Origin of the sequence: Pseudoalteromonas denitrificans DSM 6059 (assembly GCF_900112265.1) — a bacterium.
In the GTDB taxonomy this organism is placed as follows: domain Bacteria; phylum Pseudomonadota; class Gammaproteobacteria; order Enterobacterales; family Alteromonadaceae; genus Pseudoalteromonas; species Pseudoalteromonas denitrificans.
In genome coordinates this window covers 21,186-42,900 of the sequence record NZ_FOLO01000028.1, presented here as the reverse complement: position 1 = coordinate 42,900, position 21,715 = coordinate 21,186, and the positions used below count along the sequence as shown (strand labels likewise).

Annotated in this window: 20 protein-coding genes; 10 read left to right on the top strand and 10 right to left on the bottom strand. The window is 33.9% G+C overall.

The window, feature by feature from the left end:
- Positions 1-287 precede the first annotated feature (287 nt).
- Positions 288-1,439 carry a methionine adenosyltransferase gene (metK, locus tag BM088_RS16115; protein WP_091986663.1) on the top strand — a complete coding sequence of 384 codons (1,152 nt, stop codon included), beginning with the start codon at positions 288-290 and terminating at the stop codon, positions 1,437-1,439.
- Between the two features lie 105 nt (positions 1,440-1,544).
- Here the strand turns inward: metK and BM088_RS16110 are convergent, their stop codons facing one another.
- Positions 1,545-2,000, bottom strand: coding sequence for a Spy/CpxP family protein refolding chaperone (locus BM088_RS16110; RefSeq protein WP_091986596.1), 456 nt, complete (start codon positions 1,998-2,000; stop codon positions 1,545-1,547).
- A 148-nt stretch (positions 2,001-2,148) separates the two neighbouring features.
- On the opposite strand from BM088_RS16110, the gene BM088_RS16105 reads away from it, so the two are divergent.
- Genes BM088_RS16105 through BM088_RS16095 form a run of 3 tightly spaced genes read left to right on the top strand, consistent with a single transcriptional unit; the run spans position 2,149 to position 5,194 of the window.
- Positions 2,149-2,832, top strand: a complete 684-nt coding sequence (locus tag BM088_RS16105) for a response regulator (RefSeq protein WP_091986594.1) — start codon at positions 2,149-2,151, stop codon at positions 2,830-2,832.
- 1 nt (position 2,833) lies between these two features.
- Positions 2,834-4,210: an ATP-binding protein gene (locus BM088_RS16100; protein WP_245763844.1), complete on the top strand. Its 1,377-nt coding sequence runs from the start codon at positions 2,834-2,836 to the stop codon at positions 4,208-4,210.
- Positions 4,211-4,225: 15 nt separating this feature from the next.
- The gene (locus BM088_RS16095) at positions 4,226-5,194 is read left to right on the top strand and encodes an alpha/beta fold hydrolase (RefSeq protein ID WP_091986589.1); all 969 of its coding nucleotides are present in this window, start codon (positions 4,226-4,228) and stop codon (positions 5,192-5,194) included.
- On the opposite strand, the gene BM088_RS16090 is transcribed toward BM088_RS16095, so the two are convergent.
- Positions 5,155-6,054 (bottom strand): cation diffusion facilitator family transporter, encoded by a 900-nt coding sequence (locus tag BM088_RS16090; RefSeq protein ID WP_091986660.1) that lies wholly within the window; start codon positions 6,052-6,054, stop codon positions 5,155-5,157. The two genes, BM088_RS16095 and BM088_RS16090, sit on opposite strands and share 40 nt — an antisense overlap.
- 110 nt (positions 6,055-6,164) lie before the next feature.
- Between BM088_RS16090 and trmL the strand changes: the two genes are divergently transcribed.
- Complete coding sequence (gene trmL / locus BM088_RS16085) at positions 6,165-6,629, top strand: tRNA (uridine(34)/cytosine(34)/5-carboxymethylaminomethyluridine(34)-2'-O)-methyltransferase TrmL (RefSeq protein WP_091986585.1); 465 nt, start codon at positions 6,165-6,167, stop codon at positions 6,627-6,629.
- Between the two features lie 79 nt (positions 6,630-6,708).
- Entirely contained in the window at positions 6,709-10,500 is a 3,792-nt protein-coding gene (locus BM088_RS16080) for an EAL domain-containing protein (RefSeq protein WP_091986582.1), read from the top strand.
- 5 nt (positions 10,501-10,505) lie between these two features.
- Here BM088_RS16080 and gpsA read toward each other — a convergent pair whose 3' ends face one another.
- Genes gpsA through BM088_RS16060 form a run of 4 tightly spaced genes read right to left on the bottom strand, consistent with a single transcriptional unit; the run spans position 10,506 to position 12,764 of the window.
- Positions 10,506-11,513 carry an NAD(P)H-dependent glycerol-3-phosphate dehydrogenase gene (gene gpsA / locus BM088_RS16075; protein ID WP_425439322.1) on the bottom strand — a complete coding sequence of 336 codons (1,008 nt, stop codon included), beginning with the start codon at positions 11,511-11,513 and terminating at the stop codon, positions 10,506-10,508.
- Positions 11,514-11,522: 9 nt separating this feature from the next.
- The gene (secB, locus tag BM088_RS16070) at positions 11,523-12,011 is read right to left on the bottom strand and encodes a protein-export chaperone SecB (protein WP_091986577.1); all 489 of its coding nucleotides are present in this window, start codon (positions 12,009-12,011) and stop codon (positions 11,523-11,525) included.
- A 49-nt stretch (positions 12,012-12,060) separates the two neighbouring features.
- Positions 12,061-12,327 (bottom strand): glutaredoxin 3, encoded by a 267-nt coding sequence (gene grxC / locus BM088_RS16065; protein ID WP_091986575.1) that lies wholly within the window; start codon positions 12,325-12,327, stop codon positions 12,061-12,063.
- 5 nt (positions 12,328-12,332) lie between these two features.
- Positions 12,333-12,764 (bottom strand): rhodanese-like domain-containing protein, encoded by a 432-nt coding sequence (locus BM088_RS16060; protein ID WP_091986572.1) that lies wholly within the window; start codon positions 12,762-12,764, stop codon positions 12,333-12,335.
- Positions 12,765-12,987: 223 nt separating this feature from the next.
- Between BM088_RS16060 and gpmM the strand changes: the two genes are divergently transcribed.
- The 4 genes from gpmM to BM088_RS16040 all read left to right on the top strand — a co-directional run bounded on the left by gpmM (position 12,988) and on the right by BM088_RS16040 (position 17,785).
- Positions 12,988-14,532 carry a 2,3-bisphosphoglycerate-independent phosphoglycerate mutase gene (gpmM, locus tag BM088_RS16055; protein WP_091986569.1) on the top strand — a complete coding sequence of 515 codons (1,545 nt, stop codon included), beginning with the start codon at positions 12,988-12,990 and terminating at the stop codon, positions 14,530-14,532.
- Between the two features lie 12 nt (positions 14,533-14,544).
- On the top strand, positions 14,545-15,681 hold the full coding sequence (locus BM088_RS16050; protein ID WP_091986566.1) for a murein hydrolase activator EnvC family protein: 1,137 nt from the start codon (positions 14,545-14,547) through the stop codon (positions 15,679-15,681).
- Between the two features lie 36 nt (positions 15,682-15,717).
- A complete protein-coding gene (locus BM088_RS16045; RefSeq protein ID WP_091986563.1) occupies positions 15,718-16,920 on the top strand; it encodes a S41 family peptidase in 1,203 nt (400 codons plus the stop codon).
- Positions 16,921-17,023: 103 nt separating this feature from the next.
- Positions 17,024-17,785, top strand: coding sequence for a divergent polysaccharide deacetylase family protein (locus tag BM088_RS16040; protein WP_245763843.1), 762 nt, complete (start codon positions 17,024-17,026; stop codon positions 17,783-17,785).
- Positions 17,786-17,841: 56 nt separating this feature from the next.
- Here BM088_RS16040 and rpoH read toward each other — a convergent pair whose 3' ends face one another.
- The 4 genes from rpoH to ftsY all read right to left on the bottom strand — a co-directional run.
- Positions 17,842-18,711, bottom strand: a complete 870-nt coding sequence (gene rpoH, locus BM088_RS16035) for an RNA polymerase sigma factor RpoH (RefSeq protein ID WP_091986561.1) — start codon at positions 18,709-18,711, stop codon at positions 17,842-17,844.
- A 219-nt stretch (positions 18,712-18,930) separates the two neighbouring features.
- On the bottom strand, positions 18,931-19,917 hold the full coding sequence (gene ftsX / locus BM088_RS16030) for a permease-like cell division protein FtsX (RefSeq protein WP_091986558.1): 987 nt from the start codon (positions 19,915-19,917) through the stop codon (positions 18,931-18,933).
- Entirely contained in the window at positions 19,914-20,591 is a 678-nt protein-coding gene (gene ftsE / locus BM088_RS16025; protein ID WP_091986554.1) for a cell division ATP-binding protein FtsE, read from the bottom strand. Before ftsE ends, ftsX begins: the two co-directional genes overlap by 4 nt.
- A 92-nt stretch (positions 20,592-20,683) precedes the next feature.
- Positions 20,684-21,715, bottom strand: a 1,032-nt coding sequence (gene ftsY, locus BM088_RS16020) for a signal recognition particle-docking protein FtsY (protein WP_091986549.1), incomplete at its 5' end; no start/stop codon positions are given.

Genomic DNA, 21,715 nt, shown 5'->3' with positions numbered 1-21,715 from the left:
GTTGTCTATTAAGGCTTTTAAAATAAAAGCAGTGACATTCTCACTTATTACAGTTTTTTGAGCAATAAAAACTCGGCTTAAATTTTAGTTCTTTAGTTTTTTTCATTTTTAAGTAGCAAGAAAGCATGATTTTGAGCTGTTTAGCCATCTAGGCGTAAAAAAGCTATTCATTCTTAAATGTTTCAGATAAAATGTTATCTTAATTTTTTACCTAGCGCACAATTTTACTTGTTTTAAGGTTACTTAGTTGTAAACAAGCTGCGCTATTTTTTGTGAGTACAAACAAAATGGCACAACATTTATTTACCTCAGAATCAGTATCTGAAGGTCATCCAGATAAAATTGCAGATCAAATTTCTGATGCCGTACTTGATGCTATCTTAGAGCAAGACCCGCACGCTCGTGTTGCTTGTGAAACGTATGTAAAAACTGGCATGGTTATGGTTGGTGGTGAAGTAACAACCAGCGCTTGGGTTGATATTGAAGAGATTACACGTAAAACAGTACGTGAGATTGGGTATAACCACTCTGATATGGGCTTTGATGCTGACTCTTGCGCGATTTTAAATACAATAGGTAAGCAATCTCCAGATATAAACCAAGGTGTTGATCGTTCTCGACCTGAAGATCAAGGTGCAGGAGACCAAGGCCTTATGTTTGGTTACGCATGTAACGAAACTAATGTATTAATGCCAGCTCCAATTACTTACTCTCACCGTTTAGTTCAGCGACAAGCAGAAGTTCGTAAAAGTGGTGAATTAAACTGGTTACGTCCAGATGCAAAATCTCAAGTGACTTTTGCATATGATAATGGCAAACCTGTCGCAATAGATGCTGTTGTTCTTTCAACACAACATTGTGATTCAATTGCACAAGATGATTTAGTTGAAGCCGTGATGGAAACTATCATTAAACCTGTATTGCCAGCTGAATTTATTACAAAAGCAACTAAGTTTTTTATTAATCCAACAGGTCGCTTTGTAATTGGCGGACCTATGGGTGATTGTGGTTTGACTGGCCGTAAAATCATTGTAGATACATACGGTGGTATGGCTCGTCACGGTGGTGGTGCTTTTTCTGGTAAAGATCCATCAAAAGTAGATAGAAGTGCAGCTTATGCTGCACGTTATGTCGCTAAAAACATAGTGGCTGCTGGTCTTGCAGATAAATGTGAAATTCAAGTCTCATATGCAATTGGTGTTGCTGAACCAACTTCGATCAGTGTTGAAACTTTTGGCACCGGAAAAGTTGACGAATCTCATTTAATTGAACTTATTCGTGAGCATTTTGAGCTTCGTCCTTATGGTTTAATAAAAATGTTAGATCTGGAACGTCCTATCTATCAGGCAACAGCCGCATACGGACACTTTGGTCGTAACGAATTTCCATGGGAAGCAACTGATAAAGTTGAAGCATTAAGAGCTTCAGCAGGTTTGTAAAACCATTTGAAATAAAGTAATAAAAAAGGTGAAGCAATGCTTCACCTTTTTTTATATATAAGTTTCGAAGGAAAATTTATTCAGTTTAAAAGTCAAAGATTCAGGCTATTGTGTATCAATTTTATGATGTTTTACTTTTCTTCCATTATGCATTTTATTCATTCTATGTTTCATTATTTTAGTTAGTTTTTCTTGCTGGTCTTCATTTAATAAGTTCCAAATTTGATTTTTTCCTCTGGCTTTAATTACAGCAATTTCCAGCTTTGTATCTTGATGATTGGTAATTAAATCTCGAAACTCGTGTTCATCAAAACTTGTATTATGAATTAATTCTTTGCGCTGCTGGTGCATTTCTTTACCAACTTCTTTATATTGCTCTAATGCCGACTTTTGTTGCTCAAAAACAGATTTAATTTGCGACTGCTGATCTTGTGTTAATGATAAATATTCTGCGGCACGTTCTGATAACAACATGTGTTCATTTGACATCCCTCTTTTAGCATTGGCAGTAAGAGAAACAACTGATAAGACTGCAATTAAAATAATATTGGTGAGTTTCATGATTAATCTTCCTATTGATTGGGTTGATTAAAAGTATATCTGGTGCAATGAAAAGTAACGCAAACAAAAGTAAAGATTGTGTAAAGACAAACAGCCTTATGTAAAAAGGGGTATTATTGTCACCATGAGTTAAGTTTAGGGCCTTTAAATGCAAATACTATTAATAGATGATGACATTGATTTATGTGAACTTCTTAGCGAGTACTTAGGCGCACATGGTTTTAGTGTTACTGCAGAGCACGATGGCGAAGCTGGTTTAACACGTGCTCTAAAAGATGAGTTTGCTTTAATTTTACTCGATGTCATGCTACCTAAATTAGATGGTTTCGAAGTATTAAAAAAATTTAGACAACAAAAACTCACTCCATTAATCATGTTAACTGCTCGAGGGGAGGATTTTGACCGTATATTTGGTTTAGAACTTGGTGCCGATGACTATTTAGCAAAACCTTTTAATCATAGGGAATTACTCGCAAGAGTAAAAGCGATTTCTCGTAGAATTGAACATATTAATAGCTTAAATAAAACCCCAAGTATGAATATGAACAATGTTAAAATATGCCCTAAAAGTCGTGAGATTTTTGCAAATAACGAAAGGCTCACATTAACTGGTACTGAATATGAAATTTTGGTACTGCTTGTCAAAAATGTCAATGAAGTCATAAGTAAGGATGAAATTAGCCAACAAGTATTAGGCCGACGATTAGTCGCATTTGATCGCTCTATTGATATGCATGTAAGCAATATTAGAAAAAAAATAGCAATATCAAGTCCTGGTGAAAAAATAAAAACAATCCGAGGCTCTGGTTATATCTTTATATCAGGAGAATAGAGTGAGAATCACAATAATAGATCCTAGACGTTATTTATTTTTTAAAATATTCCTATGGTTTTGGCTTACTTTAGTTGCCACGGTTAGTTTATTGTTTTTTTTAAGCAATATTACTTTAGGGGATGTTAATGCAGAACCACTTAAAGGCACAAAACTAAAAAACTTACAGCAAATCGCAAAAAATATTGAGCATGTTGCGAATAAAAAGAATCGTTCATTAACTAAAGTTGTTCAACATCCAAGGCTAACGCGCCATAGAACTTTATATTTTGCAGCAACAGATCCTGAGCTAAGTTTTTTTAATCGAAATACACTGCCCGACATAGATGTAAACTTATTAAGCTTTAGTCAAAATTTAGCGCCTCAAGCAATTTTAACTAAGCAATACCATGCTTTTGGACCCATAAAAATTACAATAGCAAAACAAAATTATTGGCTTTATGAAATAGAGCCAAATATAAGACATAACTTTGCCTTAAAACTAAAAATAATGCCTTTATGGCTCAAGCTATGTGTAGCCATAATGGCATCTTTAAGTTTAAGTTTATTATTCAGTCGTTCTTTAATTAAACCTATAAATTCACTTAAAAACGCAGCATTTTTATTAGCAAGCGGTAAGCTTAAAACCAGAATACAGTCTAATTCAAATCAAAATGATGAATTAGGCCAACTCACTAACGATTTTAATAAAATGGCTGAAAACCTAGAATTATTAATGACAAGCCAAAAACGCTTATTAGCAGATATCTCTCATGAACTCAGATCCCCCTTAACTCGGCTACAAATGGCTGCAGGATTAGCGCAAATACACCAAAATGATCAAACAGGACAATACTTAGTTCGCATAGAAAAAGAAGCTAAAACTCTTGATGACATGATCAGTGATGTTTTAAAACTGTCCAGACTTGAAGCACAGAGCCAAATGTTATCTAAAGAATATCAACCATTCAGTTTAGTATTAAATCCAGTTTTATCTGATGCAACCTTTGAAGCAAAGCAAAATAATAAAAGACTTAATATTGTTGGAGAACAAGATGCTGAATTTAAATATGATGGGCAAATTATTTCCAGTGCTTTGGACAATGTACTAAGGAATGCAATAAAATATGCAAATAGCCTGATTACTGTTGAACTAAAACACAATAAAAATCATCTTATAATAACCATATCAGATGATGGCCCAGGCGTCCCAAATAATGATTTAAAACAACTATTCGAACCTTTCTTTAGAGTCTCTCATTCTAGGGAAAGAAACTCAGGTGGTACAGGCTTAGGTTTAGCAATCACTAAACATGCCATCTTAGCCCATAATGGTATTATTGAATTGAAAAATCAGGATAATTCAGGTTTATCAGTCATAATAAGTCTTCCCATTTGATAAAAGATAACAGTGATGTTTTATAGCCAAGAAAATAAGTTATTAAATAAACAAAATGAAATAATGCAATTTTGGCAAACTCAAATTTGTCAGGGCATTTTAAATACACAAGATGCAAACCTTGCATATGCATATGCATTACCCAAAGTTGAAGAAAACACACTATTTACCATAGTTATTTGCTCAGGGAGAATTGAATCATTATTAAAATATAAAGAACTCATTTGGGAGTTTAATAAAAACAATATTGCCGTCTTTATATTAGATCATCGAGGACAAGGCTTATCAAGCAGAGCATTAAAAAACTCACATATAGGACATATTGATAGCTTTGATCAATACAGCGCAGACTTTAATCAGTTTAATTTGCAAGTTGTGAATAAAGTAAATCATAAAACAAAGTTTTTATTAGCACATTCAATGGGCTGTGTTATTGCTTGCGACTATTTAAACAACTATGCACATTCATTTGAAAAGGTTGTTTTATGCTCTCCTATGTTTGGTATAAATACTGGCAATATACCTCTGTGGTTAGCAAAAATGTTAGCTTTAATTTTAGACAAATTAGGATTAGGGGGTGGTTATGCACCAGGGCAATCAAACTATCAAATTACAAGTTTTATAGATAATGAACTCACCCAAAGTGAAACCCGTTATCAAATATTTACCGATTGTTACCAAAGTACTGAACAAATAAAACTAGGCGGTACTAGCATTTCATGGCTTAATGCCGCCTTTAATGCGATGAAAAAAGCGATGGAGCACCCAATTAAGTTACCTTGCTTAATATTACAGGCACAGGCCGATACGATTGTATCTAATAGGGCCCAAACATCTTTACACAAAAAAATGCCACTTTCACAACTTGAAATATTAGAAAATGGCAAACATGAACTTTTATGTGAAACAGATATTATAAGACAAAAAACAATGTCACTTATCTATCAGTTTTGTGATTTTGATACTACAGATAAAGGGTCTTGATGAATAATAATATCCAACTCTCCAGAAATATTAGCTTTTAATAAGGTTTCAACTTCATCGGCTACCTGGTGAGCAATAATTAAAGGTAAATTGTCATCTAATTCAATATGAAATTGTATAAATTTAGTTTTCCCTGCTTGTCTGGTTCTAATATCATGTAAACCATATACTTTTTCATGGCTACCAACCAAAGAAATAATTTCCTCTTTATCTTCATCAGGTAACTCTTTATCCATTAAATGAGTGCCACTTTCCACCCCGACCTGCCAAGCGTTATAAAGTAAGAAAAATGCAACGCCTATGGTAAAAATAGCATCCGCAGCAGTCCAACCTAAGCTCGCTAAAATCATAGCTAACATAACACTTGCATTAAGTAACAAATCTCCTTTGTAGTGTAATGAATCGGCTTTTATAGCAATAGAACCCGTTTTTTTAACCACTATATTTTGCACAAAAACTAAAATTAAAGTACAAACAATGGCAAATATACTAACAGCAATACCAATATTAAACCCTGTATTTGAAATATCTATAGGATTAAATAACCTTTCAATACCATGAAATGCCAGCAAACAGGCACTACCCGCAATAAATGCAGCTTGTGCTAGTCCTGCTAATGGTTCCGCTTTACCATGACCATATCTATGATCATCATCAGCTGGCAATAAAGCATAACGTAAAACAAAAAAGTTAATTAAAGTTGCAGTAATGTCTAATAAAGAATCTGTAAGGGAACCTAACATAGCAGCAGATCCTGTAGCCAGCCATGCCCATACCTTCGCCATTATCATAAGGCTTACCATGATAATAGCTGTCCAACTCGCCAGTTTCACCCAAAAATCATATCCTTTGTCTTGCATCCGTTTAAGCATATATGAATGTCTCTTCTATAATAAATTAGGTGAATTGGTAGGATACCATTTTTACTAAATTTGTTATGATGTTTATAATTTAATTTGTCGAGATTTTTATGTTAGATATCGTACTTTACCAGCCTGAAATACCCCCCAATACAGGTAATATCATACGTTTATGTGCAAACACAGGTTACACTTTACACTTGATAGAGCCTTTAGGTTTTGAATGGGATGATAAGCGCATTAAACGTGCAGGATTGGATTATCATGAATTTAGCAATGTAAAAAGGCATGCAAATTTAGAAAGTTATATCGAGAGTGAAAAACCAAATAAAATTTATGCTTGCACAACAAAAGGCACTCAGTTTTTTGATAAAGCAGAGTTTTCTCCTGGTGATTGTTTATTATTTGGACCCGAGACTCGCGGATTACCAGCAGAAACTATCAATGCTTTACCTGAAGAACAAAGGCTCAGGATCCCGATGCAAGCAAATAGTCGCAGCATGAATTTATCAAATGCAGTCTCAGTTTTTGTTTATGAGTCATGGCGTCAACTCGGTTTTAAAGGTGCGGTTTAATTACGTTTTCAAACAAATTTAGCATTATAAAAAAAACAAGCTAAGCTCTATACACAAAAGGATTTTGGCTTGTTATAAAATGGTCTGTAAAAACAGAAGTGAATACTATCGTTTTACACTACGTTTTTTTACTTTGCTTTATTTATTTTTTTTCTCTTTCCAGCTCTTCGCACAAATCCCCAAAACAATATCTTTTAGTTCACTTGACAATCAATTCAGCTCCGATATTGCTCAAGATGCCAGAGGTGACTTTTGGCTAACAACACAATCAGGCTTATATCGCTTTGATGGTTTAGATAGTCAAAAAATATCCTCTGAAACGGTTAAAGGCCTCAGGGGTTATAAATTTAAAGATGTTTTAGTAAACAAAAACAATATTTGGTTAAACTCGGATGCAGGCATAGAGTTAATTGATATACAATCACAAACAAGTCAATTAGTCACTTCTCAAATAGCAGAGCAACTTCATTTAGATAAAAATAATAGGCTTTGGTATATACACTTAGGTAAACTGAAAAAATATGATGGCAAGCAAGTCAGTTCTATTTTACCAAGTTCGGCCGTCGGGAAAGTGATACACTTTTTATTATTAGCAGAACAAAAAATGTGGATTATTAATCAAAAGAATCAACTTATTTTATTTGATTTACCCACAAAGAAAATAATAAACACAATTCAATTAACTCAAGCAACACTCGCACTTAAACAAAATAGCCAAGGCACCATTTGGCTGTTAAACAATGATTTTAAACTTCAATTTATTCAACAGGGTTCTCTGTTAGATTATCAACCTCTTAAAAATGAGTTTATTTTTCGCTTTGCAACGTCTACTGATGGTTATATTTATTTTTATAATCAAAAAGGGGCTTTTATACACGATACTTATTCACAAACAACACGAATAATCCAAGAAACAGATAAGCATTCTTTACGTAATATATATTTAGACCGAAAAAAAGGTTTATGGTTACAACTGCAAAATGGTGACTGGCTAAACTCCTCTTCATCTGTTGTCAGAAAATATAATGTAGATGAATCAATTAAAGTAAGTTTAGACACTTTAAGATCTAAAGTTCCTAATTTAGAACAAGTAATTAATATCAATAAACAAAACTGGTTAGGAATAAATTCAACTGGGCTATATTTAAAAACAAACAATCATGATGCGTTTCAATTAAGTGATATGCAAAATATAAAAACAATTTATTATGATAATGCAGAGTTATTATGGTTAAGCGATGATATATTTTTATATTCTTTTGATTTACTAACAAAAAAGATAATAGACACTTTTTCAATTAAAAATATAAAAGCGATTACTTCGTTCAATAACGATTACCTTCTTACTGCAACACATAAACGATTATATTTGATCGCACCTCATCATAAAAAAGTAATAATCAAAAAAAATGAAAACATGGGTCTTATTTATGATATTTTTTATGATCAAAATATTGAAACTCTGTGGTTAGCAACTCAAACAGGATTATGGCAGGCAAAACAAAACAATCAATTATGGTCATTTAAGCATATAACACCTGGAAAAATAACCTACATACATAACGTAAAATCAGAATATTTATGGCTTATAAAAAATGATATTTTGACTTTATTTAATAGTGATACTAAAGAGTTTATTTATCATAATCCAATTCAAATTTCTTCCCCCCGTAATCAACTTATTAAATTAAAAAATACATTAATTTTTAATCATGAAATGATAGCTTTCGAAGATAATAAAATTCACACATCAAATTCGACATTAAAAGTATCTTCACTTAGTTACAATAAAGAAAATAAAAAAAATAAAGTCGTATTGTTTCCTTCTCAAAAAATATATTTACCCAGCACAACAAAAACAATTTATATAAAAATTTCAGAACAACTAGGTACTCTAAACAAGAATTTCAGTTTTGAATACCGTTTCCTCAGTCAACCCGACTGGTTTCCATTAGGTAAAGGAAGTTCTACACTCACCTTATCTCAGTTGCCTTCAGGTATCCATGTAATACAATTTCGTAATGTAAAGTATCCATTAAAAAAACATACTGAACTTAGTTTAGTTATTGCCACTCCTCCTCTTTCAAATTGGTGGTATTTAATAATACTCATTGTATTATTTGGTTTCGGTTTTTGTATATTTAAATTCAACGTACAACCTAAACAAAAACAAGACACCCTTACATTAGCTTTATTAAAACAAACTAAAGAAGCTATTTGGATTGCTAATCATGACTTTGAAATAAAGCAAGTTAACAAAATATTCACTCAAATTACCGGTTTTGATGAACAAGAGGTCATTAATAAAAACCCGACTATTTATTCATCAAAAGGTAGAAATAAAAAACTAGAACAACTCATACAACAAGAATTGGTTGATAATGAATATTGGTCTGGTGAAGTCTGGAGCTGTAGAAAAAATGGCGAAGAATACTCTCTTGATTTGTCTATTACAAAAGTAAATAAAAACAAAAAAAATCAGGCTCCAAATTATCAGTATGTTGGTATGTTTTCTGATATTACAATAAGAAAACGTAATGAACGAGAACTCAGGTTATTAGCAACCAGAGATCCTATTACCCAACTACCTAATCGCACTTTATTTATTGAGCACTTAGAAAAAGCAATTCATTCGTGTAATGAAACTTTTCCAACTTTTGCATTATTATTTATTGATCTAGATAACTTTCATAAAATAAATGATTCGCTAGGGCATACACAAGGGGATTTATTTCTAAAACAAATAGGCTTAAGATTAAAGTCAAATTTAGAAAAAGGATTCACAATCGCCCGCTTAGGGGGTGATGAATTTGCAGTTTTGATCCCGCCTTATCTTTATTCAGGCATGACACTATTTTATGCAAAGCGCGTAGCAGATAATATTTTATCTTTATGTAAATCACCTTTCACTTTAGAAGGTATTGATATCTCCATCACAACAAGTATAGGTATTTCACGTTATCCAGATAATGGTATTAACTGTGAAATGTTAATGAGAAGCGCGGATACAGCTTTAGTACATGCAAAACAAAATGGTAAGAATAGCTTTCAATTTTATGATAAGTCACAAACCCAAACAACCCCAGAATTATTAAGTAAAGAATATAAGTTATCACAAGGAATAGAAAATGAAGAGCTTATACTTTTCTATCAAGCAAAGTACGATACTAGCCTCAATCGCGTTGTTGGTTTTGAAGCTCTTGCTCGTTGGCCACAAGTTGACGGTACTATGATAAGCCCAGGTGAGTTTATTCCCATAGCTGAAAGCAATGGCATGATAGTAACCTTAACTCTGAATTTGTTTAAACAAGCTTGTAAACAATTGCAGTTTTGGAAACAACACATAGATATAAATGGTCGAATAGCAATTAATTTATCGGCTAAGCACTTTCAGAAAATTGATTTGGTAAAAGATTTAACCCATTGCCTTGCATCTTTTAATATAAGTGGTAGGGCAATTGAATTAGAAATAACGGAGAGTGCAATGATGGACAATCCTGATTTTGCCCTAAAACAAATGTTAAAACTAAAGGAATTAGGGTTTTCTATTGCTTTAGATGATTTTGGAACTGGGCATTCATCTTTAAGTTATCTCAAAAAGTTTCCAATAGATAAATTAAAAATAGACAGATCTTTTATTCTTGATATTACGACTTCTGAGCAAGATAGAAATATTACTTCAACCATTATTCAATTAGCAAAGTATTTAAATATTGAAGTCGTTGCTGAAGGTGTGGAAACAAAAGAGCAGGTGTATTTACTTCATATAATGGGCTGTAAAGTCATACAAGGGTATTATTTTAGCCGACCTATTCCTGCTGACAAAGTCATCAACCTAATCAATCAACCGACTAAAATACAAAGCAGTTAAAAATACTAACTTTCAGCTTTTTTCACGCGTCCAAGTAGTGACATAGCAGCATCTTTAACATCTTTACCTTGATATAAAACTTGATAAATTTGTTCTGTAATTGGCATCTCAACACCGACTCGTTGCGCTAAATTATATACCTCTTTGGTATTCCTAAAACCCTCTACTACTTGACCAATTTCAGCAATAGCCTGCTCAACAGCGCAGCCTTTCCCTAAGGCTAAGCCAAATCGTCGATTACGAGATTGATTATCTGTACAAGTTAAAATCAAATCACCAAGACCAGCCATACCCATAAATGTTTCAGGCTTTGCGCCTAAAGCACAACCTAAGCGGCTCATTTCAGCTAAACCTCTTGTGATCAAAGCTGTTCTAGCATTTGCGCCAAAGCCTGTACCATCAGAGATCCCTGCACCAATTGCAATCACATTTTTAACTGCGCCACCTAGTTGCACACCCGTAAAATCATTATTGGTATAGACTCTAAATGAACGTCCGCAATGTAATAAATCTGACAAAGAGTCAATTAAATTTGTATCAGTAGAAGAAAGAGAGATAGCCGTAGGAAGGCCCATAGCCATTTCTTTAGCAAATGTTGGCCCAGATAAAACACCAAGAGCAATGTCTGCACCTAAAATATCTTTGGCGACATCTTGCAATAAGCGACCCGTTTCAGGTTCTAATCCTTTAGTTGCCCATACTATTTTTGTCCCAGTTTCCAAGAATGGTTTAATTGCCTTTAAAGTGTCGGCAAAAGCATGACTTGGCACAACAACTAATACAATGGGACAACTTGAAACAGCAGTTTCTAAATTTGATTCTAAAGTAAGTGATTCAGGAAAAGTAACATCGGGGAGGTAGCGCTGATTCTGTCGACTACTTTTTAGCTCAGTAATGGCATCAGTGTCTCTCCCCCACAGTCGAATATGATGACCATTTCTAGCTAAACAAATAGCAAGGGCGGTCCCATAAGAGCCCGCCCCCAATACTGTTACAGCATTCGTAGCTGTCATAGTCATAACTTAAGCGTTAGCTTCAGCTGCTTGCTCAGCTTCTGCTGAACGTTGTTGTACATATTGACCAAATAACGCATCAAAGTTTACAGGAGCTAAATTAAGTTGTGGGAAAGTACCACGGTTAACTAAGTTTGCAACTGCTTCACGTGCATATGGGAATAAAATGTTAGGGCAATAAGCACCAAGCATATGCGCCATTTGACCTTCATCAAGTTCAGCTATAGCAAAGATGCCTGCTTGTTGCACTTCACATAAAAATGCAGTTTCTTCACCTAAAGTAGCGGTTACAGTAAGAGAAAGCACCACCTCAAATACACCCTCGTCTAACTTGTTAGAACGTGTATCTAAATCAAGTTTAACTTCTGGTGTCCATTCTTTTTGGAAGATAGCTGGAGAGTTTGGTGTTTCAAAAGAAACGTCTTTAGTAAAAACACGTTGAATTGAAAACTGTGGCGCTTGTTGCTCTTGTGCTGCATTTTGTTCTTGTTCTGACATTGTTATTTCCTATTGAAATCTATTTAATTATTTTTGAATTTAAAGGTAATTAAGATACTAATTCATTAAGTAAAAGATCTAATCGACCTTGTGCTTCTAAAGCCATCATCTCATCACAGCCACCTATATGTTTCCCACCAATGAAAATTTGTGGGACAGTGTAACTGCCATTTGACTTATCTATCATTTCATTTCTGAGCTCAGGTTGTTGGCCAATATCAAACTCTGTAAATTCAACATTTTTGTGCTTCAATAAAGCCTTTGCTCTGACGCAATATGGACAATAAGCTTTAGTATAAATAATGATATTATTCATAATATTTACTTCCCTGATGTCATAGGTAAACCAGCACTTTGCCAAGCACCAATACCACCAGATAAAATTGAAACTTGAGTAAAACCTGCTTTAAACAAGTTATCTGCAACCCCAGAAGCCGTCATACCTGTAACACATACCACTATAATGGGATCGTTTTTATGCTTTTCAATAGTTGTAAACTCTTTTTGTTTCGCTTTTTCAGAAACTAAATGAATTGAATTTGCGATATGACCTTTGTTAAAATCTGCTTGGCTTCTAATATCTAAAACAACTGCATTTTCACGATTAACAGAGAAGGTTAATTGCTGAGGATTGACTTGTTTTACCGGTGAAAATTTAGATTTAACCCAACTCATAATAATCATTACAACTAAACCAAGCCAAATTAAACCAAGCCCAATATGGTTTGTAAAAAATTCGATATATTGTTCCATTGATCTTCCAATTAATTATGCACTTAAAATTTACATATAAAACAAAAGCAGCAGTATACATGCTAGCTAGCTTCAATATCAACAAGCTCGTTTTATCAAATAAAAATAAAACAAGCTAAATGAATTATTTTAATATCAAAATTTCTTTGCGGATTTTAGCCGTAAAAAACGGTAAGCTAAGCAAACTTCTACTGTATTGTGCTTAACAGAACAAGGATCACCAATGACATCGCAAAAAAAACCACTAGTACTGATTATTTTAGATGGTTGGGGCTATCGAGAAAATAACCAAAGTAACGCCATATTAGCCGCTAATACACCGGTAATAGATAAGCTTTGGCAAGAATATCCCAGCACATTAATTTCAGGCTCAGGTTTAGATGTTGGACTTCCTGACGGTCAAATGGGCAATTCCGAAGTTGGCCATGTTAATTTAGGTGCAGGTCGTATTGTATATCAAGACTTTACGCGAATAACAAAAGCAATCAATGACGGTGAATTTGACGCAAACCCAACCTTAGTTACAGCAATAGATAAGGCCGTAACCAATAATAAAGCTGTTCATTTAATGGGATTATTAAGCCCTGGGGGTGTACACAGCCATGAAGAACATATATTGGCAGCAATAGCATTAGCTTCAAAGCGAGGCGCTAAAGAAATTTATTTACATGCATTTTTAGATGGTAGAGATACGCCACCAAGGAGTGCAAGCAACTCTATTAAAGTTATTGAAGATAAATTTAAAGCAATAGGAAAAGGTCGAATAGCAAGCATAATAGGACGTTATTATGCGATGGATAGAGACAATCGATGGGATCGTGTCGAGCAAGCCTATAACCTAATGGTGTTAGCTGATGCTCAATTTTGTTATTCAAGTGCAACCGAAGCGCTTGAAGCCGCATACAGTAGAGATGAAAATGACGAATTTGTAAAAGCAAGCAGCATTAAGCAACAAGATGAAAGTGCTGCGACTATAAATGATGGGGATGCCGTTATTTTTATGAATTTTAGAGCCGATCGCGCTCGAGAAATGACACGTGCTTTTGTTGATAATGATTTCAAAGGTTTTACCAAACAAAAAGCCCCTAAACTAGCTGAATTTGTGATGTTAACAGAATATGCTGCAGATATTAATGCACCTAAAGCATTCCCACCTAATAAATTAGATAATGTGTTAGGCGAATGGCTAGAAAAACATAATAAAACTCAATTGCGTATCTCTGAAACTGAAAAATATGCCCATGTCACTTTCTTTTTCAGTGGCGGAAAAGAAGATTTATTTGAAGGGGAAAGTCGTGAACTCATTCCTTCACCTAAAGTAGCAACTTATGATCTGCAACCTGAAATGAACTCAGAAATGTTAACCGACAAATTAGTCGCTGCTATCCATAGTTCAAAATACGATGCTATTATTTGTAATTACCCAAATGGAGATATGGTTGGCCACTCAGGAGTATTTGATGCCGCAGTAAAAGCATGTGAAGCCGTAGACCACTGCATAGGTCGAGTGGTTAAAGCCCTTGAAGAAACAGGAAGCGAAGCTTTGATCACCGCAGATCATGGCAATGCAGAGCTAATGCAAAACCCAGAAACTGGACAAGCACATACAGCGCATACTAATGAACCTGTTCCCTTCATTTATGTTGGTCGACAAGCAAAAGCTATCACAGGAAAAGCATTAAGTGATGTTGCGCCAACTATGCTTCACCTCATGGGAATGGAACAACCAAAAGAAATGACAGGCTCTGTTATTATGAAACTAAAATAGAACTTATCATTTATGCTAATTATTAAACAGTTACTTGTTTTAGCTGTTTGTTTAACTTTTGTTGCGTTGACACCTGCCAACGCAACTGAAAAACAAACAAAACAAGATTTAACACAAATTCAAAAAACACTTGAAAATAGTGTTAATCAAATGAATTCCCAACAGAAAAAAATAAAAGGGATTGAAAATAAATTAAAAAAGTCTGAACTTGAAATTGCTAACAACTCTAAATCACTCAATGAGCTCGATTTCTCCATTGAATTAAATAGAAGCGAACAACACCAATTAAATAAAAAAATAAAAGAACTGAAACTCAATAAAAGTCAGCAGCAAAAAGCGCTTTCAAGTCAATTAAAAAGTGCCTATATGACCGGAAGTCATGACTATAGTAAACTTTTATTGAATCAAGAAGATATCGCCACATTTGAACGAACACTAACTTATTACAGCTACCTCAATAAAGCACGACTAACCCAGCTAGAACAACTAAAAATAACATTACAACAACTAGCAACAAAACAAGATGAGTTAGCAAAAGTGCAAATTAAATTAACTTATCTATTAGAAACACAAAAGAAAAAGCAAGAATTATTGATGCTTGCCCAAAAGCAAAGAAAAGATAATTTAAATTTATTAAAAAAACAGTTCTCAAATACAATTACTTCTGTTGAGTACCTGAAAAAAAATGAACAATTATTAATTGAAACTTTAAAGACTCTACAACAACAGGTAAAACAACAACTTACTTTTTCAGGTTTGAAAAGCACTAAAGGAAAATTAAATTGGCCAAGTCGAGGGCGTTTAAAGCATCGTTTTGGTCAAAGAAAATATGGACGTCTAAAATGGAAAGGAGTGCTTATTAACGCCAAAGAAGGGGCTTCGGTTACGACGATACATAATGGTCGAGTTATTTTTGCTGATTGGCTCAAAGGCTTTGGCTGGGTGATCGTTATAGATCATGGCGAAGGGTTTATGAGTTTATATGGCCATAACCAAGCATTATTAAAAAATGTTGGTGAGCAAGTTTCTCAAGGTGAACTAATCGCTTTAGTTGGACAAAGCGGTGGACAAGACAATCCTGGTCTATACTTCGAAATACGGCACAAAGGACAAGCGATTAATCCTATAAAATGGTGTAAGCGAATTTAATTTCAATTGGCTACACCCCCTAATTGGGAGTAGCCAATGAATAATTTTTTTAAATTAAATAATATTTTAATTCTCTGCTTTTTATTCTGTTTTTCAACAATAGCCAGCAGCGAAGTTTCTTCTCAAAAAAACAGCGTAAATATGAAGCATATCTTGGAACATATCCAAGCTTTTTATGTTGATGAAGTTAATACCCAAAAACTCAATAGCTCTGCTGTAGATTCCGTTTTAAAACAATTAGACCCTTATTCTGAATATCTGGATGAACAAGAATTAGAAGATTTATTTAATATTACAAATGGCCATTACACGGGCCTCGGTATTGAAGTTGAAATTAGAGATGAACATATTGTTATTATATCATCAATTTCCAACTCTCCAGCCGCCCAAGCAGGCTTAAAACAAGGTGATATTTTACTTTCAGTAAATGGCCAAACCGTTATTAATAAGCCGATAAAACAAGTTGCAAGTTTGATCAGTAAAACTAAGAAAAGTGCTGTCAATTTAAGTATTGCGCGCTCAGGGTTTTCAACTCCGATTAGTTTTGAAGTAGAACGGCAATTAATTGAATTAGAAACTGTTAATAGTGAATTAGACCGCGCAGGTTATGTATATTTGCGTATTATGAGTTTTAATAACCATACATTACATGATGTAGCTAGGCACATAGCCAAATTAAAAAATGAAAACGGTTTACCATTAAGAGGACTATTATTAGACTTAAGAGATAATCCAGGAGGTATATTAGATAGCGCAGTAGCAGTGTCAGACCTATTTCTACGCAATGGTATCATAGTTTCAACTAAAGGAAGGTTTTACGATGCAAATCATACATTTACCGCAAACAATGATGATATTTTAAATGGTGCTCCTATTGTTGTATTAATAAACAAAGGCTCAGCCTCTGCGGCTGAAATTTTAGCTGGAGCACTCAAAGATAATAAAAGAGCAACGATAGTGGGCACTCGCTCATACGGAAAAGGCTCAGTGCAATCATTGATCCCTCTAGGTAATGGACAAACGGCACTTAAACTTACAACAGCAAAGTATTATACACCTTCAGGAGTTTCGATTGATGGCGTTGGCATAACACCAGATATAGCAATAGTACAATCAAGTCTTTCACAATCAGATAAAATAGCTATAATGAAGCAAAGTCAAGGGAAAGAAAATCAATCATTTACAGCTGACTTCAGCGATATACAGTTAGTAAAAGCACAAAAAATACTAAAACAATAACTTATTCATAATAATTAAACGAACAAGTAGCATTAATCAAATTTAAATAATGTAATAATTGTTCATTTGAATAAACATATAATAATAATAATAAGAATTAATAGTGCATTTAAAATCAAAAATATTAGCTTTGCTTTTATTTGCTAATGCAAATTTAGCAACTGCAAGCCAAGTTGCCATTATCATTGATGATATTGGATATCATAAACATGATTTACAGGCAATAAAATTACCTGGAGAAATATCATACTCCATACTCCCCTACACTCCATTTGCTCAAATTTTTTCTCAACAAGCAAATGCTATCAACAAAGAAGTACTACTGCATATTCCCATGCAATCTATAAGCGGAAAAGCTTTAGGGCCTGGTGCACTTACAAATGAAATGACTAAATCGCAAATTCAAAGCACATTAGAAAAAGCATTAAATGAGTATCCTGAAGTAAAAGGGATCAATAACCATATGGGATCATTTCTAACACAAAAAATACAACCAATGGCTTGGACTATGGAAGTATTGCATGAAAGAGGCTTATATTTTTTAGATAGTAAAACAACGACTCACAGCCAAGCACAAAATTTAGCAAACCTTTTTAATGTTAATAATGTCGCAAGGCACGTATTTCTAGATAATATTCCTACCGATAAACAAATGCAATTTAGAATGAATCAATTAATAAGGATTGCGAATAAACGAGATTACGCCATTGCAATTGCTCACCCATATCCCGAAACACTTAAATTTTTAGAAAAAGAATTACCAAAATTAAAAGAGCAAGGAATAGAATTGGTTCCTTTATCTCAATTAGTTGAAAGTAAGTATATAAAACTTGCAGCGATTGAAGAAAAAACAATTTATAAATAAACTAAAAAACCAGCTGAAATAGCTGGTTTTTTATATTTATAGTATGAAATAAAGTACTATGTGGCCATTGTTGCCTGTAATTTTTTCATTGCTGTTTTTTCTAACTGACGAATTCGCTCAGCAGATACATCATATTTTTTTGCTAATTCTTGAAGAGTTGCTTTTTGATCCATTAACCAACGTGCACTTACAATATCTTTAGCACGCTCATCAAGTGTATTAATTGCTGCAAATAAGCGGTTTTGAGATTGTTTTTGAAACTGCTCTTGTTCTACGCTATCAGCTAAATCTAAACTATTATCTGTTAAATATTGAACAGGTGAGTATGAACTTGCTTCTGATGCATCATCGCTATCATCTGCCCCCATATCAAAAGCCATATCTTGGCTACTCATACGAGATTCCATTTCTCTAACTTCTTTTTCACTAACACCTAGTGCATTTGCAACTGTGCTTACTTCATCTTGGTTAAACCAGCCTAAACGCTTTTTATTTTTTCTTAAATTAAAAAATAATTTACGTTGAGCCTTTGTTGTTGCAACTTTAACAATTCGCCAATTTTTTAAAACAAATTCATGTATTTCAGCTTTAATCCAATGTACAGCAAAAGATACTAATCGAACACCAACTGAAGGATCAAATCGTTTAACGGCCTTCATTAAACCTATATTACCTTCTTGCATCAAATCAGCTTGCGGTAAGCCATAGCCAGAGTAACTTTTAGCAATATGAGCAACAAATCGCAAATGAGATACAATAAGTTGCTTAGCAGCAGACAAATCGCCCTCTTTTTGTAATTTTATAGCCAATGATTTTTCTTCTTCGGCTGTTAGCATAGGTATATTTCCAACATTTTGTAGGTAAGCCTCGTGACTTCCCGCATGTTGTGGAACAGTTAACGCTAAATTTTTTAAATTATTGCTCATATAAAACCTCTAGAATCCATCTTATAATTCATATTAGCACTCTTTCCTTAAGAGTGCTAATATGAATTTAAATCTTTTGACCTAAATGTCAAGTGTTAAGTTCAAATGAATTTATTTTATTAGATTAACTAAGTTTGGTAAGTAAAAGCGAGTATTGAAATGTTACAAATCATTTTATTTAGCACTCTTCATATTTAGAGTGCTAACAAACTAATTGCATTAAATTTTATCAGGTTCTATTTCTCTAATATAACGTTTAACCGATAAATATGAACCGAATAACCCTAATAATACTGCTAGTAAGATCAAATTCATAAATTCAAAAAATGATAGCCCTTGCAGTATAAATTCGGTTTGATAAACACCAGTCACCTCAGCAACTGCTGAGCCTAACCACCACATCATTATCTCTATACATATAAATGCAAAAAAACCACCAATAACACCATACCAGATCCCGGTCCATAAAAAGGGGGTTTGAATAAAGTGGTTAGTTGCTCCTACCAGTTTCATTACTTGTATTTCTTCTTTTTTATCCATAATAGATAAACGAATTGTATTACCTATGATTAAGATAACTGAAGTCAGTAATAAAAATGCTATCGTGATCACACTTTCTCGTAATAAACTTAATAAAGCATTTAAACGTTCAAGCCATTCTATATCCAATTTACCGAATTCAATTTCACGTTCATTTTCTAGCTTTGTAAGTAATGCCCTTGCTGCTTCAGGCTTCGAATAGCGATTTGTTGGTGTAACTGAAATAACACTTGGTAATGGATTAGAGTCCAGATAATCAAGTGCCTGACCAAAGCCTGAAACTTGCTTAAACTCTTCAAGTGCAACATCATTTGAAATATATATTACATTAGATATTTCAGGGTATAATTTTAACCGTTTGACTAAAATTTTGGTTTCTTTATCCGATAACTCTTTCTTCACAAATAGAGATATCTCACTAGCATTTTCAAAACCACTACTAACTTGTTGCACATTTTTAACGACAAGATAAAGAGTTGCAGGTAAAGTTAAACTGACCCCTAGAACAGCAATTGTCATCATAGATGCTATTGTTGTTCGCCACATTTCTCCCAAGCTATGTATACCTTGGCGTATTATATTCAAAACGATAAAATACCAACTGAGCATCATAGACGTTTCTGTATTTGATGCTTGTGAAGTGCGGCTCTTAAATAATAAACTCATGATACAGTATCCATTAAAGGATCATGTAATAATCGCCCTTTATTTAGAGTAAGGCTATGATATTTCATTCGAGCGATTAAACCTAAATCGTGCGTGGCAATAAGAACAGTTGTACCGTGCTGATTGAAATCTTCAAATAATTTCAATATTTCCCAAGAGAGCTCAGGATCCAGATTTCCAGTAGGTTCATCAGCCAATAAAATAGGAGGGGAATTAACAATAGCACGTGCGATACCAACCCTTTGTTGCTCACCTCCCGATAAAGTTTCGGGGTAACATCTTACTTTATTAAGTAAGCCAACTTTATCCAAAGCGGCATGAACACGTTTTTCTATATTTTTTCGATGCATCCCTTCAATCACCAAAGGAAAAGCAACATTATCAAAAATATTGTGTCGGCTAAGTAATCTGTGATTTTGAAAAATCATACCAATATCACGACGAATAAAAGGTACTTGAGATTTGGAGATGGTATTAAGATCGACACCATTTATCATCACTGTGCCAGCAGAGGGTCTTTCCATCAAGCTAATGAGTTTAAGCAATGTACTTTTACCGGCACCACTATGGCCAGTTAAAAAAGCCAACTCTCCCGCCTTTAAATGGAAGTTTACCTTTTCTAACGCAATGTGCCCACCGGGGTATGTTTTACTTACCTGTTGAAAATTTATCATTATTATATTATTAGAATTATTTTATTAATTTTTTATAGTTAAATTACTTGAAAATAAAAAAGGACGCAATGCGTCCTTTTATTATATGAGTATTAATTTATCATTGTATTACTTTGGCTTACACTATCTTGACTAAATAAAGCATCAATAAAATCTTTACTCTTGAAAGGCCTTAAATCATCAATGCCTTCACCAACACCAATATAACGAATCGGAATATTAAATTTATCTGCAACAGCAAATATAACTCCACCTTTTGCCGTACCATCAAGCTTAGTTAAAGTAATTCCCGTTAACCCAACGGCTTTATCAAATAAATCTACTTGGCTAATTGCATTTTGCCCAGTACCAGCATCTATCGTTAACATAACTTCATGAGGCGCATTTGCATCAAGCTTTTTCATTACACGAGAAATTTTTTCAAGCTCAGTCATTAAGTGTTCTTTATTTTGCAAACGTCCTGCGGTATCGGCTATAAGAACATCAACTTTGCGTGCTTGTGCAGCTTGAAATGCATCAAAAACAACGGATGCACTATCCGCCCCTGTATGCTGTGCAACTACAGGGATATCATTTCGCTCGCCCCAAACTTGTAACTGCTCTACAGCTGCCGCACGAAATGTATCTCCAGCGGCTAACATAACTGACTTACCTTGCTCTTGGAACTGCTTTGCAAGTTTCCCTATGGTTGTTGTTTTACCGACACCGTTTACACCTACCATTAAAATAACAAAGGGCTTATGCTCTTCAATCTCAATATTCAATGGTTTTTCAGCTTGCTCAAGCATATTAGCCATATCTTGCTTTAAGATCTCATATAAAGCTTCTGCATCTTTTAATTGCTTACGATCAGCTGCTTTAGTTAAACCATCGATTAATTTAAGCGTTGTATCAACCCCCAAATCAGCTGTTAAAAGCTGTGTTTCTAACTCCTCAAATAAATCATCATCTATTTTTTTACCTGAAAAAATACTCGTAAATCCTGAACCAATATTTTGTTTTGTTTTTAATAAACTATTTTTTAATTTACTAAAAAAACCTTGTTTCTTTTTAGGTTCAGAGACTAATTTTTCAGCATCTAACGCTGCTGCGTTTTCTTTTGCTAAACGCTCTGCTTCAATTCG